11 protein-coding genes are annotated in these 15,041 nt (G+C 60.3%); 5 read left to right on the top strand and 6 right to left on the bottom strand.

Features of this window, described 5'->3' with window-relative positions; all coding sequences use genetic code 11:
* Positions 1–90: 90 nt before the first annotated feature.
* The 6 genes from BR41_RS10770 to BR41_RS10745 all read right to left on the bottom strand — a co-directional run bounded on the left by BR41_RS10770 (position 91) and on the right by BR41_RS10745 (position 8,701).
* A complete protein-coding gene (locus tag BR41_RS10770; protein ID WP_051710708.1) occupies positions 91–2,010 on the bottom strand; it encodes a TOL_0244 family TonB-dependent receptor in 1,920 nt (639 codons plus the stop codon).
* Between the two features lie 74 nt (positions 2,011–2,084).
* Positions 2,085–4,163 carry a CHASE3 domain-containing protein gene (locus tag BR41_RS22900; protein ID WP_051710706.1) on the bottom strand — a complete coding sequence of 693 codons (2,079 nt, stop codon included), beginning with the start codon at positions 4,161–4,163 and terminating at the stop codon, positions 2,085–2,087.
* Positions 4,164–4,259: 96 nt separating this feature from the next.
* Positions 4,260–5,987 (bottom strand): methyl-accepting chemotaxis protein, encoded by a 1,728-nt coding sequence (locus BR41_RS10760; protein WP_035056148.1) that lies wholly within the window; start codon positions 5,985–5,987, stop codon positions 4,260–4,262.
* 86 nt (positions 5,988–6,073) lie between these two features.
* Positions 6,074–6,688 carry a chemotaxis protein CheW gene (locus tag BR41_RS10755; protein ID WP_035056144.1) on the bottom strand — a complete coding sequence of 205 codons (615 nt, stop codon included), beginning with the start codon at positions 6,686–6,688 and terminating at the stop codon, positions 6,074–6,076.
* Positions 6,685–8,196, bottom strand: a complete 1,512-nt coding sequence (locus BR41_RS10750) for a CheR family methyltransferase (protein WP_035056550.1) — start codon at positions 8,194–8,196, stop codon at positions 6,685–6,687. Before BR41_RS10750 ends, BR41_RS10755 begins: the two co-directional genes overlap by 4 nt.
* A 37-nt stretch (positions 8,197–8,233) precedes the next feature.
* Positions 8,234–8,701 (bottom strand): chemotaxis protein CheW, encoded by a 468-nt coding sequence (locus BR41_RS10745; RefSeq protein ID WP_035056141.1) that lies wholly within the window; start codon positions 8,699–8,701, stop codon positions 8,234–8,236.
* A 397-nt stretch (positions 8,702–9,098) separates the two neighbouring features.
* On the opposite strand from BR41_RS10745, the gene BR41_RS10740 reads away from it, so the two are divergent.
* The 5 genes from BR41_RS10740 to BR41_RS10720 all read left to right on the top strand — a co-directional run bounded on the left by BR41_RS10740 (position 9,099) and on the right by BR41_RS10720 (position 15,010).
* Positions 9,099–10,490: a TolC family outer membrane protein gene (locus tag BR41_RS10740; protein ID WP_051710701.1), complete on the top strand. Its 1,392-nt coding sequence runs from the start codon at positions 9,099–9,101 to the stop codon at positions 10,488–10,490.
* A gap of 101 nt (positions 10,491–10,591) precedes the next feature.
* Entirely contained in the window at positions 10,592–10,903 is a 312-nt protein-coding gene (locus BR41_RS10735; RefSeq protein WP_156970650.1) for a hypothetical protein, read from the top strand.
* A 181-nt stretch (positions 10,904–11,084) separates the two neighbouring features.
* On the top strand, positions 11,085–12,353 hold the full coding sequence (locus BR41_RS10730) for an HlyD family secretion protein (protein WP_035056136.1): 1,269 nt from the start codon (positions 11,085–11,087) through the stop codon (positions 12,351–12,353).
* 86 nt (positions 12,354–12,439) lie between these two features.
* Positions 12,440–14,581, top strand: a complete 2,142-nt coding sequence (locus BR41_RS10725; RefSeq protein ID WP_035056132.1) for a peptidase domain-containing ABC transporter — start codon at positions 12,440–12,442, stop codon at positions 14,579–14,581.
* Positions 14,582–14,692: 111 nt separating this feature from the next.
* Entirely contained in the window at positions 14,693–15,010 is a 318-nt protein-coding gene (locus BR41_RS10720; RefSeq protein ID WP_035056129.1) for a hypothetical protein, read from the top strand.
* The last annotated feature ends 31 nt before the right edge of the window (positions 15,011–15,041 follow it).

Raw genomic sequence — 15,041 nt, 5'->3', positions numbered from 1 at the left:
TGGCGATCTGTGTTGGCGATTTCGTTGACGAAACGGCTTTGTTTAAAGCCAAGGCAGAGAAGGACGTTTGCATACGTCGGAACCAGCTTCTCAATGCGTCCATGTCAACCTCACCAAGAAGCTGCGTTCGAACTCACTGCGGCTGGCGGCTGAGCCGGATTCCGGGTGGGCGGCGTCGAGCAGGTTGAAGCCGGCGAGCGAGAGTTCCAGATTCTTGTTCACGTGCCAGCCGACATGCACGTCCAGTGCGGTGTAGGACGGCACGGCCGGGTTGGGTAGGGCGCCGATGGTGCGCAGTGTGGCGTCGAGTTCGGTGTCGTGCGGCAGGTTCAGGCTGGAGCGCAATGACCATTGGTAGGCCGGGTCGTTACCGGTGTTGGCGGTCGGGTCGCCCAAGGTGTTACTGCCCGCCTTGGCACGGAACCGTTCCCGCAACGCGTTGTAGCCGGCAGAAAGTCGCCAGGCATCGGTCAGCTGGTAGGTGGCCCATGTTTCCACGCCCCAGGTGCGGCCTTCGAGCTGGTTGCCGACCACCAGCGTGCCACCGGGGGCGAAGTCGATGCTGCGCAGGTCGGCATAGACGTTGTAGAACGTCGAGACCGAGAGCGACAGCTTGGGCAGCGGCTGCGCACGGTAGCCCAGTTCATAGGCAGTCAGTTTTTCCGAGTGGAAATCAGGCCCGCCACGTAATTGGGAGCCGGGGACGAAGACGTAGAAATCGCGGTCGATCAGTGATGGTGTGCGCACGGCGCGTGAGATCGCCGCCCACCAGAGCGTGTGTTCATCTTGCTTGAAGGCCAGACGGGCATCAGGTTGAAACTCGGTGCCGGTGAAATTGTTGCGCTCCAGCTTCGCACCCACGGTTAGCTTCCAGCGCTCGCTGAAGGCCCAGGCATCCTGTGCGAATACGTTGGAGATGCTCAGGCGATTGTTCGCCGGCACGAAGGCAAAGAAGGGAGTGGTAGTGTTGACGCTGTCGTTGGTGCTCCGGTAGCCGCCACCCCACACGATGTCGTGATGCTCACCCAGCTTGAAGTTGTGCTGCAGATCGATATCCCACGTGTCGCGCAGCTCGCTGTAACTGCCCGGATAGGTGCGTTTGATGTGGTCGTAGTACGCCTGCACCTGCACGGACGAGTCGTTCGCCAGCGGGCGACTCCAGCGGGTGAGTACGTTATTGCCGGAAATCCGGCCGTTCGGAAACGTCGCCTGGTTTTCTGCGCCGTCGTAGATATCGCCCTGCACGGTGAGGGCATCGTGTTCGTAATTGCCGTCGAGACGGAAGCCGGCCTGCTTCATGCGCCAGGCATCGTGTTGGCTCATATCCTTGGCGTTTTCCGTCTCATTGCGCTCGAAACCCTTGGCGTAGAGGCGGAAAGCGGTGTTCTCGTCGAGCTTCGCGCCATAGCGCGCCGCGCCGCCGGTTTCGGTATTGCCGCCGCCCACGCTCACCAAGGCACCTTGGGTGTCCTTCGCGGATTTGGTGAGGATGTTGATGACGCCATTCACCGCGTTGGAGCCCCACAAGGTGCCGCCGGGGCCGCTGATGACTTCGATGCGGTCGATGTCTTCCAGCATCACGTCCTGCACATCCCAGAACACGCCCGAGTGCAGGGGGGTATAGACCGCCCGCCCGTCGATCAGCACCAAGAGCTTGTTGCCCGAGTTGTTGAACCCGCGTGCACTGATCTGGTAGCCGTATGCGTTTGATTGCGCCACCTCCAGATTCGGTGCCAGTCGCAATGCCTCTGGAATGCTGGTGACGCCGGCGCGGCGGATGTCTTCATGCGTGATGACGAAGATGGCGGTGGCGGCATCGCTCAGGGGTTCCGCGTGTTTCGATACCGAGGAGATTTCGATATTGGCCAGCTCTTCCAGGCTCAGGCTGGTGAGGTCCGGTGACGACGGATTGCTGGCGGCGCTGGCGCTGTCGAGCCCGTAACACAGGGCGATGATCAGGCCGGCCCACAGCGGGGGGGGATGGTGCCGTCGTTTTGCAGGGGACTTCATGTGTGCCATTCCATCTCTCCTTCCTCTGGCCTGCTTTTGGTCTGCTTGTTTAGGTCTTGTGTGCTGCGAGAAATCTATAGCTTGTAGCGCGCCAGCATGTCCTTCAGCGTCTGGCCCAAACCGTGCAGATCCTGCGCGGAGGTTTCCGCCTGTTTGGCGCTGGCGATGTTCTGGACACCCGCGACGCGGATGTTGTCCAGCGCCAATGCCAGCTGATCCATACCGGCTAGCTGCTGCTGGGCTGACACGGCGATCTGGGTGGCTGATTGCGCGCTTTCGGTGATGCTTTCTGTCAGCACGCGAATCGCATCACCGGCTTCGGACGATTGCTTGAGGCCGCTTTCCACCGCCTTGCCACCTTGTTCGGTGGCCAATACCGCGCCGCTGGTGGCTTTCTGGATTTCGCCCAGCATTTGCCGTACTTGCACGGTGGCTTGTTTCGATTGTTCGGCCAGGCTTTTCACTTCTTGTGCGACCACGGCGAAGCCCTTGCCGTGCTCACCGGCCTTGGCGGCTTCGATCGAAGCGTTCACCGCCAGCAGATTGGATTGCTCGGCCAGATCGTTGACGGTGGCAATGATTTCGCCGATGGCCTGGGTTTGTTCGGAGAGGCGGACGATGCTGTCAGCGATCAGCGCCATCTGGTCGTGAATGCGCTGCATGCCGTCGGCCACCTCATCGACCGCCTTGCGGCCGGTTTGCGACACCTGCGTCACTTTTTGTGCTGCCTCCGAGACGGACTTGGCTTTTTGGCTGGAGACCATCGCGGTCTGTTTCACTTCTTCGGCGGTGCTGGAGGTCTCGCCGATCGCGGTGGCAGTCTCTTGTGCGCCACTGGCGATCTGCGTCATGCCGGCCTGGATTTCGGCGGCCGAGCCGGCCAGCACGTTGATGCCGTTGAGGATCTCCCGCGTCATTGCGCGCAGGTTCTGCACCATGGTGGCAATGGCGTTGCCGAGCATGTCTTTGTCTGACTGGGGCATCGGCTGCACGCTCAAATCGCCGGCCGCCACGCGCTCGGCGATGCCGGCCACGGCGCGCAGGTTTTGCACCATGGTGGCAACGGCGTTGCCGAGGATGTCTTTGTCTGACTGGGGCATCGGCTGCAGGCTCAAATCCCCGGCGGCAACCCGTTCTGCGACACCGGCCACGGCGCGCAGGTTTTGCACCATGGTGACCACGGCGTTGCCCAGCATGTCCTTGTCCGAACGGGGCGTGGGTTCCACGGTTAAGTCACCGGCTGCCACCCGCTCGGCGACACCGGCCACCGTGCGCAGGTTGTCGACCATGGTGGCGACGGCGTTGCCGAGCACATCTTTGTCAGAGAGTGGCGTGGGTTGCACGCTCAAATCGCCGGCCGCGACGCGCTCGGTGGTGCTGGCGACGGCACGCAACGAATCCTGCATCTGGACGAAAGTGCGCGTGAGCGTGCCGATTTCGTCGCTACGTGGCGTCGGCGCGAGATCGAACGACAAGTCGCCGCCGCCGATCTTTTCCGCCGCGACGGTCACGTCCTTAAGTGGCCGGCCGATATGGCGGCCCAAAAAGGCTCCTGCGCCGACCACCAGTCCCGCCGCCACCAGAAAACCGGCCACGATGGTGACAAAGGCGCTCTGCGTGCTGGCCTTGGCGTCTTCCTCCCGTGTTTTCAGGAGCGCGTTTTCTGCATCGCTCATCGTGGCGGTTATGGCACGGATTTCATCCATGGCTTTTTTGCCGCGATCACTCACCACCACGCTGCGCGCGGCCTCGAAACCCTTGCCGCGTCGCAGGTCGATCGTTTCCTTCAGCTCGGCCAGCTTGGCGTTGCTCAACGGGGTAATGACGGCCAGCCGTCGTTGTTGTTCCGGGTTGTCGGCCGTCAGCGCCTTGAGATTGCGCATGGCCGCATCCAGCTTGGGGCCGGCGGCGTTGTAGGGTTCGAGATAGCGATCTTCACCGGTGATCAGATAGCCGCGCTGGCCGGTCTCGGCATCCTGCAGCGCCGAGAGCAGATCGGTCAGCTGGCCAATGACGATATGGGTGTGGGCAACCCACTGGGCGGTATCGACCAGCTTGCGGGTGTTCTGGTAGGCGGTGGCGCCGACGAGCACGATGACGAGCAGGATCGGGATAAAGGCTGCCCACAGTTTTGCACCGATGGAGAATCTCATGCGGAACTGCTCCTTGTTCTGCCTCATTCATGGGCAAACGCGCCGGTTCGGTGTGCTGCCATCTCGGCTTGTCCGGTCATGGCGGGGCGCAACTACCTAGAGCTTGTAGCGCGCCAGCATGTCTTTCAGCGTCTGGCCCAGGCTATGCAGGTTTTGCGCGGCGGTTTCGGCTTGCCGGGCGCTGGCGATGTTTTGCGCGCCGGCGGTGCGGATGTTATCCAGCGCCAATGCCAGTTGATCCATGCCCGCCAGTTGCTGCTGGGCGGATACCGCAATTTGCGTGGCCGATTGCGCGCTTTCGACAATGCTTTCCGTCAACACGCGAATCGCATCACCGGCTTCGGACGATTGCTTGAGGCCGCCTTCCACCGCCTTGCCGCCTTGCTCGGTCGCCAGCACCGCGCCGCTGGTGGCTTTCTGGATTTCGCCCAGGATTTGCCGTACTTGCACGGTGGCTTGTTTCGATTGTTCGGCCAGGCTTTTCACTTCTTGCGCCACTACTGCAAAGCCCTTGCCGTGTTCGCCGGCCTTGGCCGCTTCGATCGACGCATTCACCGCCAACAGGTTGGATTGCTCGGCCAGATCGTTGACGGTGGCGATGATTTCGCCGATGGCCTGCGTTTGCTCCGATAGCCGGACGATGCTGTCGGCGATGAGCGCCATCTGGTCATGGATGCGCTGCATGCCTTCGACCACGTCATCGACCGCTTTGCGGCCGGTCTGCGACACCAGCGTCACCTTTTGCGCTGCCTCCGAGACGGATTTGGCTTTCTGGCTGGAGACCATGGCGGTCTGTTTCACTTCTTCGGCGGTGCTGGAGGTTTCGCCGATCGAGGTGGCAGTCTCTTGTGCGCCGCTGGCGATCTGCGTCATGCCAGCCTGGATTTCGGCGGCCGAGCCGGCCAGCACATTGATGCCGTTGAGGATTTCCCGCGTCATTTCGCGCAGGTTCAGCACCATGGAGGTGACGGCGTTGCCGAGCACGTCTTTGTCCGACTGGGGGGTGGGCTGCACGCTCAAATCGCCGGCAGCGACGCGCTCGGTGATGCTGGCGATTGCACGTAATGCTTCCTGCATCTGGGCGAAGGTGCGCGTAAGCGTGCCGATTTCGTCGGTGCGCGCTGTTTGAGTGAGATCGAGCGATAAGTCGCCGCTGCTAATCTGTTCTGCCGCAGCGGTGACCTCCTTGAGCGGGCCGCCGATATGCTGGCCCAGAAAGATGGCGGCGGCGATCACCAGCGCTGCTGCGATCAGGAAGCCGACCACGATGGTGATGAAGGCTGTCTGCGTGCTGGCCTTGGCTTCTTCTTCGCGGATTTTCAGCAGGGCGCTTTCCGCGTTGCCCATCTCGCTGGTGAGGACGCGAATATCGTCCATGGCTTTTTTGCCGCGGTCGCTGAGCACCACGCTACGGGCAACCTCGAACCCCTTGTTGCGGCGTAGATCGATGGTTTCCTTCAACTCGACCAGCTTGGCATCGGCCAGCGGGGAAATACTGGCGAGACGCTTTTGCTGCTCCGGGTTGTCGGCGGTCAGCGTCTTGAGGTTGCGCATGGCCGCATCCAGCTTGGGGCCAGCTGAGTTGTAGGGCTCTAGATAGCGATCTTCACCGGTGATCAGATAACCGCGCTGGCCGGTTTCGGCGTCCTGCAAAGCCGAGAGCATGTCGGTGAGCTGGCCGACCACGATATGGGTATGGGCAACCCACTGCGCGGTATCGACCAGCTTGCGGGTGTTCTGGTAGGCGGAGGAACCAACCACCACGATGACGAGCAGGATCGGGATAAAAGCGGCCCAAAGCTTGGCACTGATCGAGAATCGCATGCGGTCCTGCTCCTTGTTCGTTCGTCTGTCCGTGCGCCGCTCCGCTCCTGGGGTCGGTGGGCGCCCAATGGGTACAACAACCGGGGTTACAGCACTTCTTCGTTCACAACCAGATCGGGGTCACGCAAGAGCGCAGCGCCATCCAGCACGATGAGCCGGCCGGGGGCGATGCCTTTCAGGTATTCGGCGCGGATGCCGGTCAGCGTGGGCAGCGCATCTTGCAGGCTGGCCAGCGGGACGGTGGTCGCGCCGAGAATCTGGTCCGCCAGCACGCCGAACGCCATCGCGCCGTCGTGCAGGATGATGACCTTGTTGAGATCGGGCAGGCCGGTCAGCGGCAGCCCGAAAAAGCGTTTGAGATCGATGACCGACACGATCTGGCCGTGCACGTTGACGACGCCGAACAGGAAGGACGGCACGCAGGGCAGGGGGGTGAGCGTTTTGAGCGGGCAGACTTCGCGGATATAGGCGGATTCAAGCGCATAGCGCTCGTGTGCCAGTACGAATTCGACGACCTCCAGCAATTCGCCGCTGTCTTCCAGCGTGGGCGCGCGGGCAATGGCTTCGGCACGGCGCTGCAAGATGGCGGTGAGTGCTGCCGGGTCGGGCTCGAATTCTCGCTCCAGCACCTCGGACGTGGCCTTCATGCGGCGATGCACGGCGGGCCAGTCGATGGTGTTGACCGTTGCCTTGCGCTTCATCTGGCTTCCCTCCGTTGCTGGATGATCTGGGCCAATCTGCCGGCGGTCATGCCTTCTCCTTCTGGTAACAAGCTATCTGGCGAGTAGGCCGCCAGCAGTTCGAGGGCATGATCGAAGTGCTTGTTGGCCTTGGGTCTTTCCAAGCGCCGCGTCAGGTTGCCGAGCGCGAAATGCGCCAGCACGAAGCCCGAATCCAGGTACAGCACACGTTTCAAGGCGGTGATCGCCGCTTCCGGCTGACCTTGCTCATCGCGGATCGCTGCCAGCAAATAAGGGCCGACCGGATCGAGCAGGTTGGCGGCCATCGCCTTTTCGCACCAGCCCGCCGCCTGATCGAGCTGGCCAAGGTTGGCGTGCGCTCGAGCCAGCAACAGCATGGACTCAGCTTTGGCCATCGGATGATTCAGCGCTTCGGCAGGATCGGTCAGCGTTTCGGCAGCTTCCGCATACTTACCTTGGTTGTAGCACGTCAGTGCAATGTCATATGGGGAGTTGGCGACGGGTTCTGTAACGGGGGCCGCGATCACTTGCACAGCGGCTTCGGCCCGTGGTTTCAGTGCCGGCTGCTGCACGGGCGGCGCGACAGGCGCGAAGGTGGGAATGAGGGTCCGGGCCGACGGGGTGGGGGGCGCTAAGTCCGGCCGTGGCCCGCCTCCGGCCGCATTCGACTTGCCGTAGAACAAGGTATCGGGAAAGTGGATCGGGTTGAAATCAGCAAACAGGGTCTGGCTGGTTTCGGCCGCACCGACTACCAGGCAGCCCTGCTCGACCAGAGAGCGCTGCAACCCCTGTACCACGCGCCGCATGCCGGCCTGATCGAAATACATCAGTACGTTGCGGCACAGGATCAGGTCCATGGCGTTGGTGTTGTTCTCGACCGATGGATAGCCGTCGTCGATCAGGTTCAGATAGCTGAACGTCACCATGCGGCGGATATCGGCTCGTAGCGCCCAACCGCTCTGGTTGGCATGGAAGTAGATCTTGCGCACCCAGTCCGGCGTGTTGCGGAACGACCATTGCGGGTAAACGCCGGCTTCGGCCCGTTGCAGGAAGGTGGGGTTGATATCGGTGCCGAGAATGGTGATGTTCCAGTCCGCCCGATCCGGCAGCATCCGCGCCAGCAGCATCGCCAGCGAATAGGGCTCTTCGCCGGTGCAGCAGGCCGCGCTCCAGAAGCGCAGGCGCAGGTTACCGGCCTCGCGCCGGGATTGGATCAGGCGCGGCAGGACGTGTTGTTCCAGCGCATCGAACACGGCGGGTTCGCGAAAAAAATAGGTTTCGCCCACTGTGAGGTGCCGCGCCAGCAATTCGATTTCGCGTCGCGACGGTGGCTTGACCAATAAGGCGCGCATGCAGGCATCCGCATTCGCGTAACCGAAATCAGCCGCTGCAGCGGTCAGGCCACGCAACAGGTCGTTCTGACGGGATGGCGGAAAGTACAGACCCACCGAATCGGCGACAAAGCCGGCAAATCGGCTCAGCAAGGTGTCGTCGAGCGGTTCGCTCATCGGCATGGTCCGTCTGTGGGGCGTGTCGGGCGCTGACTCATTCGAAGCGCGCGAGGGCGGCATCGAGCGCTTGGGCTTCATCCGGCGCGAGGAACGCGTCCAGATCGTGGATCAGCAAGAGTCCGTCCGGCAGCCGCACCACGCCTTTGATAAAGGCGCTGTTGTGCAGCAGCACCTCGGTCGGGTCGGCGATGGCGCTGTCCGGAAAATCCACCACACCTTCCACTGCATCGACGCCAAGCGCCACCAAACGCAGCGCTGCACGGGCCAGGATCAGCTGATCGCCCAGCCGCGGCGGCCGGGTCTGCAGGCCGAAACGGCTGCGGATGTCGAACACCGATGCGACCTGCCCATGCACGTTCACCACGCCTTGCACCGCTGCGGGGGCTCCCGGCAAGGGCGTGACCGCCAGCGCATGCAGTACCCGCTCGACCACCGGCAGGCTGAGCGCATAGCGCTGCTGTTCAAGCAGGAACACGAGCAAGGATTGATCGACGGCGGGCATGGCATTCCTCAAGGGGCGGCGTGTTGGCTGGGCACCGCAGGCTTGTTCGTAGATCGGCTTTGCTGCGCTGCGGCGTGCCTTTATCGATATAGCACGCGATGGGCAGGGTCTTGGGGTGCACTTACCCCTTTCTTTCTCATGGGCATGGGATTGATTGAGGAAATTCGCCAAGGACGATCGCTGATGTGCTGACTTTTGAGGAAATAAATCAGATAGATCGACCAACTTTATCTTGCTTGGATGTTTTTTAAGGCCTTTCTGATTCATCACGACCATGAGTGGAAGAGATACTTCGCGCCATTCAGAAATCTCTTACCCAACTGCCCACCGATAGCCGGTAGGTATTTTTTCCTGACAAATAGCAAGGTTTGACGTGAAAACAAGCAAGTCATTGATATTGTTGCTTCTGCTAGCCAGTGCCGACGTTGCGACAGCCGTCGATGCGGCTGGTAGTGACGTCTTGCCCGGTTTGGCACCGACCATGTCAACGACGAAAGACTTACCCGGTGAGAAAGTTGAAATCGCCGAAACCGTCGATCTGATCGCCTCGGTGCAAGCGGCACGGCTATATGATGCGGCGTTCTCCGCATCGCGATCCGCGCGTGGCGCCGGGCTGGAGAAGAAAGCACAGGGCCTGGCCGGGTTGTTGCCGCAACTGTCTGTGAGCGGCAGCCATACCTATTCCCGCCAGACCGAGGGTGATCTGGTCGGCAAGAACAAGACCACTTCCTATCAGTTCAATCTGGTTCAGCCGATATTCGATGTTGCCAAGCTGGCTGATTATCGCCGTGGCGAGGTTGGCGCCATGCAAGCGGAAACCGAATTTGCCCAGGCAGAGCAAAAGCTGTTGCTGGACGTCTCCAGTGCGTATTTCGACATCCTGCTGGCAGGCGACAAGCTCCGCGCCACGAAGGCAGCACGGCAAGCATTTGCTACGCAGCTCGATCAGGCCAAGGTTGCGCTGTCCATCGGCGAGGGCACGCGAACTGAAGTCGATGAGGCGCAAGCCAATCTTGATCAGGCACAGGCGCGTGAAATTGCCACCGAAAGCGATCTTGAGCTGGCGCGTTTCTCCTACCGCAAGCTCACCGGCGTAGAGCCGCAACGCATCGCGCCCATCGACTGGGCCTGCCTGAATATTTCCCCAAGTGATTCGCTGGCGAACCAGCTGAGTCGGGCGGCGACCAGCAATCTCAATATCCGTGCGGCCGAGCTACAGCGTCAGCAGGCCGGCGCCGATGTTACTACGGCGCGTGGCGCCCATCTGCCGGTGATTAATGCCGTTGCCAGCTATAGCGAAACCAATGGCCCGAACTCCTCAATCGCCATTTACCTCCAGCAAAGCGGGAAAACACGCAATTCCAACGTCGGACTCAATATCAGCTTTCCGCTATTTGCCGGCGGTGGCGATATGTCGCGGTTGCGCGAAGCGCTTGGCCGCGATGATCAGGCCACGCAACTGGTCGAGAACGCACGCAGACAGACATCGCTCGACGTCCGTAGCGCCTTCCTGAATACCACCAACGGCGTTGCCTTGATCCGCGCCATGGAGCGTGCAGTAGCTTCGGCGCAAAGCAAGGTCGAATCGACCCGGCTGGGGCGGGAAGTCGGCGTGCGCACGACCATCGATCTGCTCAATGCCGAGAAGGGTTTTTACGAGAGCCAAAGCGAGCTGGCCAGTGCGCGCTACACCTATTTGAAAGCGCGGTTGCAGCTTGCCGCAGGCACAAATGATTTGAATGAGCCGCAATTGGCAGAGATTAATTGCCAGCAGAAAAAAGAACAGTAAGTGTAAATGGTCGGCGAAGCCGGAATTGTTAATGATATCGGATGGAAGGCAATATGCCTTGAATTATTTAATCCATGTCTGATGTTTGAAAGGGTGAAGAAATGAGAGAATTATCTGATCGGGAATTGGTTTGTGTATCCGGTGGTTTGAGTATCGATGCTGCTGGCCAGGCCTATGTCAAAGATCTTTTTGCCGGATTGGCGCTTGGTTATTCCATGTGGCAAGCCGCACGGGGGCAAGGCAGGAGCGCTGTCGATTCCTGGCTGCTCGGCGCGACCCGTTTTGGCCTGCAGCTGGCAGGTGGTGGGGCCAAGCTGGTTGGTTTTAATCTTTTCTTTTCATCGAGCGTGAACGAATTGACTGGTTATCTAGGCAATGCCTGGGATGCAATAAAGGGTCACGTCAAGGTGTGAAGTGATTTGCTTGTCGTAATGAAAGTGGCAAGAATTTCCGGCCCTGCATGAAAGATGTGCTGTTGGTTGGCCGAGTTGGTTTTTAATGCCTTTTTATTCCGGATTTTGCTGTTCATGTAGTGAATGGTTTTTCAGTTAAATCTGAAATAAATCGCAATTAGAGCGAAATACACAGATCAATATGTCTGATAACGATAATTTGTTCCGGCAAGAAGCACTGGATGCCAGCAAGCACAGCTTGATGGGCTCGGTGACCTTGTACACGCCGCCGTGGCGCTGGCTGGTTATCAGTCTGGTTGCGGCGCTGATCGTCGGTACGGTGTGCTTCATGTTCTTCGGCACTTACACCAAGCGCGAACGCGTCGTTGGCCAGCTGGTGCCGATGGATGGCCTGATGAATGTACTGCCGATAGCAACCGGCACCATCAGCCGCGTGCTGGTGCGTGAAGGGCAAGTGGTGCAGAAGGACCAGATCCTGGCCGAAATTTCGACTGACGTGGCCACCACGGGCATCGCGGCGACGCGCCAATTGGTCAGCGAGCAATTGCAGGATCAGAAATCACGCCTGCAGATCGATTTGTCCAGCCAAGGCAAGCTGAGTGCCGAAGAGTCTCGTGGCTTGCAGGTGCGTTCCGGCATGCTGCGCGACCAATTGCAGCAAATTGACCAGCAGACCGCCCATCGTCGCCGCCAGGTTGAGCTGGCACGCCAGCAGCTCGAAAAACTGCAAGTGATGCGGGAGAAAGGTTACGTCTCCAACAGCCAGCAACAGCAGCAGGAGGGCGCGCTGCTGGAGGCGGAATCGCAACTGCAGGGTTCATTGCGGCAGCGGCTCGATACCGAGCAACAACTGACCTCGGTCGAGCAACAGCTGCGCCAGTTGCCGCTCAATGCGGAAAGCCAGCGCCACGATATACAGCGCAAGTTGGCCGAGCTGAATCAATCATTGGCCGAAAACGAATCACGCCGCGCCTCGGTGCTGCGTGCCCCGCAAGACGGCGTAGTCACCTCGGTGCTGAGCAAGGCCGGGCAAACCGTGCAGGCCGGACAGCAGGTGGTGACCATCCTGCCGCAAGGCTCAAAGCTGGAGGCGCAATTGATGGTACCGAGTCGCGCAGTTGGGTTCATTGCCACTGGCAGTCGCGTGGTGTTGCGCTACCAAGCCTATCCCTATCAGAAATTCGGCCAGCAATACGGTCGGGTGACGGAGATTTCCCGTAGCGCGTTGACGCCAGTCGAAGTCGCCACGCTGACCGGGCAGCGAGACGTCACCGAGCAGAACTACCGGGTTGTGGTGGCGCTCGATGGTCAGACGATTTCCGCCTACGGTCGCCAGGAAAGCCTCAAGCCCGGCATGGCGCTGGAAGCCGACATCCTGATCGACAACCGCCGCCTGATCGAATGGGTCTTCGAGCCACTGTATGCGCTCGGACGACGAGTGATCGACTGATCCCGTCCGCGACTGATTCGTGACTGATTGATCAATTCGCAGCCATGCCCTGGTGCCTGGCCGCTGTATCAAAAACAGGAATAGACATGAAGTACTTAAGCGGCCTGCGATTCGGCTGGGGGCGACGTTTGCCCATGATCTTGCAGACCCAGACCACCGAATGTGGTTTGGCCAGCCTTGCGATGGTGGCGAACTTCTGGGGCCACGACGTTGATCTGCTCACCTTGCGGCACCGTTTTTCGACCTCGCTCAAAGGCGCCACGCTCGGCTACGTGATGGTCATGGCCAACCGGCTGGGCTTCGCTTCCCGCGCCCTGCGGCTGGAACTGGACGAGCTTGATCAGCTGCGCTGCCCGTGCATCCTGCATTGGGACATGAACCACTTCGTCGTCCTGAAGAAGGTCTCCGGGCGGCGGATTACGATTCACGATCCGGCGCAAGGCGTGCGGGAGCTGAGTTTCGAAGAAGCATCGAAGCACTTCACCGGCGTAGCGCTGGAGCTGGCGCCATCAGCCAATTTCCAACGCGTGAGCGAGCGGAAGTCGATTTCGATCGGTTCGCTGATCGGCAGTGTATTCGGCCTGAAAAGTGCACTGGCGCAAGTGTTGTTGCTGTCCGTTGCCCTGGAAGTATTCGGCTTGCTCACACCGTTCTATATGCAATGGGTGATGGACCAGGTGCTGGTCTCGGCCGATTACGACCTGCTGACCTTGCTCTCCATCGGTTTTCTGATGGTCGTGGTGTTCCGTAGCGCCATCACAGCCCTGCGCTCATGGGTGGTCACGTGGTTCTCCAGCCTGCTCAGCGTGCAATGGACCACCAATGTGTTCGCCCATTTGCTCAAGCTGCCGATGGACTATTTCGAGAAGCGCCACATCGGCGACATCGTGTCCCGCTTTGGCTCGCTCGGCACCATTCAGGAAACGCTGACCACGCGCTTTGTCAGCACGCTGCTGGACGGTGTGATGGCCGTGGCCACGCTTGCAATGCTGTTTGTCTACAGCGGTACGCTGACGTGGCTGGTGCTGGGCCTGTTCGCCGCCTACGGCATCATCCGCTGGATCGCCTACCGGCCGTTCCGCCAGGCCAACGAAGACCAGATCGTGTTCGCTGCCAAACAGCAGTCGCAAATGCTCGAAACGATCCGCGGCGTGCAGGCGATCAAGCTCGGCAACAAGCAGGAATCACGCGTGGCGAGCTACGCCAATGCGGTGGTCGATACCACCAACAAGAATGTCGCCGTACAACGCCTGAGCATCAGCTTCAGCACCGTGCATGACGTTATCGCTAGTGCGGGCCGTATCGCCCTCATCTGGCTGGCGGCGCGGCAAGTGCTGCAGGGGGAGTTCTCAGCCGGGATGTTGATCAGCTTCGTTACCTTTGCCGATCAATTCACTGGCCGCGCATCGGGCCTGATCGACGCCTGGATCGATTTCCGCATGCTGCGCCTGCATACCGAGCGGCTGGCCGACATCGTGCTGACCGAGCCGGAGCAACACATAGAAGCCAAGGTTGCGGCGCCTGCCGAGCTGGCGACCAGCCTGGAAATCCAGAATGTCAGTTTCCGTTATTCAGAAACCGAGCCGTGGGTGCTGAATGAATGCTCATTGCGGGTCGAGGCGGGCGAATCCGTTGCGATTGTCGGCCCGTCCGGTCAGGGCAAGACCACGCTGGTCAAGCTGATCCTCGGCCTGTTGGAGCCTGAGTTGGGCGGCATCCTGGTCGGTGGCGTGGATATCCGCAAGCTGGGCCTGCATGCCTATCGCGACATGATTGGCTGCGTGATGCAGGACGACATCCTGTTCGCCGGCTCCATTGCCGACAACATTGGTTTCTTTGACAGCGAGCCGGATCAGGCGCGCATCGAGGAAGCCGGACGCTTGGCGGGCATTCACGACGACATCGTCGCCATGGCGATGGGCTACCAGACGCTGGTGGGTGATATGGGTTCATCCCTCTCTGGCGGTCAATGCCAGCGCGTGCTGCTGGCCCGGGCGCTGTACCGCAAGCCGGCCATCCTGGTGCTCGATGAAGCGACCAGCCACTTGGATGTGGAACGTGAAAAGCTCATCAACGACGCCATCCGGCAGATGAAGGTCACCCGGATCATCATCGCCCACCGGCCGGAAACGATCCGCAGTGCCGACCGCGTCATCGTGCTTGATCAAGGGACGGCGCGCAGTCTGGACGCCAATGCCTTGGCGGGCCACGCCTTGGCACCAGTGTAACGAAACAAGCAAAACCGAATTTTTCGTACCGGCGCCGCCGGTATGGAAATGGCCGAAGTCGGGAGGGGCCTCTGACATGCTCCCGGCAATTTAATGAAAGGTGTTTTTAAAATGCGTGAATTGAACGTAATGGAAGTTGAAGCGGTTTCCGGTACTGGTTTTTTCAGCCGTCTCGGTTCGATGGTCCTGGGTGCAGTTACGGGTGCTTCGATTGGCGCAGCCAAGGGCAGTGCCAATGGTGGTAGCGGTGGCGGCCTCCTCGGGTTTGGCCTGCTCGGTAATGCAGTAGGTGCAATCGTTGGTGGTGTGCTGGGTGTTGTTCAAGGCGGCCTATTCGGCTTCGTGAACGACTGGGATGCCACTGTGAAACTTTTCAACGACTCCACCAAAACTTGGAGCGACCCGACCACTTCGACGCCCAAGGTCTAATTCGGATGGAACGGGATGTGCTGCTGAGCTA

This window comes from Andreprevotia chitinilytica DSM 18519 (genome assembly GCF_000711875.1).
Lineage (GTDB): Bacteria > Pseudomonadota > Gammaproteobacteria > Burkholderiales > Chitinibacteraceae > Andreprevotia > Andreprevotia chitinilytica.
Note: the sequence above shows the minus strand (reverse complement) of the source record. Positions and strands in the feature narration are given on the sequence as shown.